This window comes from bacterium (assembly GCA_040755795.1).
Classification (GTDB): domain Bacteria; phylum UBA9089; class CG2-30-40-21; order CG2-30-40-21; family SBAY01; genus JBFLXS01.
The window spans coordinates 1-2,478 of the sequence record JBFLXS010000518.1 but is presented as its reverse complement, the minus strand read 5'-3'; the positions used below and the strand labels follow the sequence as shown (position 1 = coordinate 2,478).

Sequence of the window (2,478 nt, the reverse complement as noted above, 5' to 3'; positions counted from 1 at the left end):
TTATACCTGTAGAAGATTTATCGCCAACAGCAGTAGATGGATTTGGTCCTGGCAGACTTTCTTACCACATGCCAGAATCTCGAGCGCGTCTTCTTGGAGAGCCTTTAGGGATTTACTAATAAATGCTTAAAAGGTGGTAAAAATCCCACTTTTTTATTTTTACCGCAGAGGCACAGAGACCGCAAAGATATGATTAAAATTATTCTCCTGGTTTTCTCTCTGCGAACTTTGCGTCTCTGCGGTTCATTTTTCTTGTTCTTTGACAATAATAGTCATTTCCAGGACTTTTTCCATTGCCCTTACCGGTAACGACCTAACTGACGGTAGTGGTAGGAAGATTCAAGGCAGTCAAAGGTTTATGGCAGCTCTTAACTACCTGGGTACTGACTTTAGTAAAGTCTTACCCAAGGGGTTAAATAACCTTCACTTACCCTTCTCTAATACCATCATCCAACCTGGTGCAGTGGAATATATGACCAGAACTTATCAATTAGGAGTAGCAGCTACTGGTAAAGAAGGGGTATTTTTTGGTAAAGAGTTATCTGATGAAGAAAGGATAAATTTTGGCTTGAGATTAATGGCTCCGTATGTTGGTCAGGCGATTGGAGATACTATTAGTGGAGATAATATAATAGAGGCATTTAAGGAAGCAGGGATTGAGTTAGGTAAGGATATATACAAAGGTACTCAAGCATGGTCTCAGATGGCTGTCCAAGCCTATCAGAATGCCTCAAACCTCGCATCGTATCTTCATATTCCTACTCCTGATGTTTCTATTCCCAAAGACCAGGATGCCTACATAAGGTTAGATATTGCTCAGGAGTTAGGGAAAACCTTTAAATCCATTAGAGACACAGGTAGCGATATATTTACTTCGATTAGAGAGGTAGTAAGAGAAGCCAGAAAGGATTATGACCTGCGTATAGCATATAAAAAGGGAGAGTTACCTGCGGATGTCCTTGCGCAAAAGCTAAATAATAAGGAGATAAATGTAGAGGATGTATATCAACTGGCGGTAACCTATGGAGCGGATGCAACAAAATTAATCGCCCTGGCGACTAAAAACGCTACCAATCAAGAACTGATGAACCTTATCAATAAAGCTGGCGGTAGTAAAGAAATATCCGAGGCACTTAAGGTTGAAAGAAATAATAGGATAGATGAGGCGATAAAAGGACTTTCATCTGCTATTGAGGTGTTAAATTCAAATCCTTTGTTGGGAGGAATTAATGTAAACGACCGTGACAAAGTGCAACAGGAAGCTGAAAAGAACCTATTGCCACTTATGCAATTAGGAACTGGGACAGTAACTATAAATGGAAATGAAATAAACCTAACATTAACTGTTGGTGTAAGTACAACTACATTCGCTATAACTAAAGTAGTAGATGGAATGGTAGAAAAGATAAAGGGATATGACCCTGCTAAAGAATCTAAGTTAAGTGATCATTGGATAGAATCTGTTTCTATTGATGAGTTTATAAAACATGCTGAAGGTAAAAGCTTATGGCAACTTAAACATGAAAAGGATGAAGGACTAGCAAGTGAGATTAGGGCAGGGGGCCCTAACGATAAATATAGATATGTGAGAGACCCCAATAATCCTAATCGAGTAATTGATATGAGACATTTCTTAGTGGTAGGTTCTAATCCTTTTGGGGAACAATATGGAAATATTGTAGAAGAAATTCAAGGTTCTGGAGATCGTGATAGTGCATTCCATCCTCAAGACTATTTCTCTAATGCTTTAGGTGTATTGTTTTTCCAAATATCTGGATTCTATGAAGGTAATTCTATTCCTTTTTCGGTTCAACTTAAAAATTATTTTGATTGGTGGACAAAGAGATGAAAATGTTTATACAAATATTTATACAACAAATTCAACAAAAGAGATTTTGGTTATTTGTAGCAGGAAGTATGATATTAATATTTCTTCTGTTATATATACATTCAGCATCAGTAGGTATTACGTTCATATGTGGTTTGCTTTTATCTTTAACAAAGTTTTGTTTCTTTGTAAGTATATTTCTATTGGTAATAGGAGGAGTAATAGCGGCTATTTTAAAAGATAAAACTCTATTAAAAGTCTCCTTTTATGCAACAGTGGCATTAAGTTTTGTAATAATTATAGTCATCCCAGGGATCCGATTAATCAATAAAATAGAGATAGATGGTTCAAAAAAGGCTGCTTATGAAATCATTGAGGCATTAGAAACATATAAGAATAAAGAGGGGAAATATCCTGAAAAGTTAGAAGACTTAATCCCTCAATATTTAATCAAAATACCTACAGCTAAGACAAAAAGACCTTTTTTAAAATTCTGTAACTTCTCTTATTATAGAAAAAATTCGGTGGTGTCCGAAATTAGCTAACTTCCTCTAACCGGATAGGTAAGCCATTCCTCTATACTCCAAACGTGGTCGGTTAGACCAGCAGCCATTGCCGGAGTTCGTTGTTGCCAACCACCATCAATGGTC

General features: G+C 36.8%; 2 protein-coding genes. Both read left to right on the top strand.

Features of this window, described 5'->3' with window-relative positions; translation table 11 throughout:
- Positions 1 to 259: 259 nt before the first annotated feature.
- On the top strand, positions 260 to 1,849 hold the full coding sequence (locus AB1414_19165; protein MEW6609533.1) for a hypothetical protein: 1,590 nt from the start codon (positions 260 to 262) through the stop codon (positions 1,847 to 1,849).
- A complete protein-coding gene (locus AB1414_19160) occupies positions 1,846 to 2,373 on the top strand; it encodes a hypothetical protein (protein MEW6609532.1) in 528 nt (175 codons plus the stop codon). The genes AB1414_19165 and AB1414_19160 overlap by 4 nt, the downstream gene beginning before the upstream one ends.
- Positions 2,374 to 2,478: the final 105 nt, after the last annotated feature.

Bases quoted from the DNA above. Each gene is read 5' to 3' on its own strand.
- AB1414_19160 (MEW6609532.1), top strand. From the start codon at position 1,846: ATGAAAATGTTTATACAAATATTTATACAACAAATTCAACAAAAGAGA.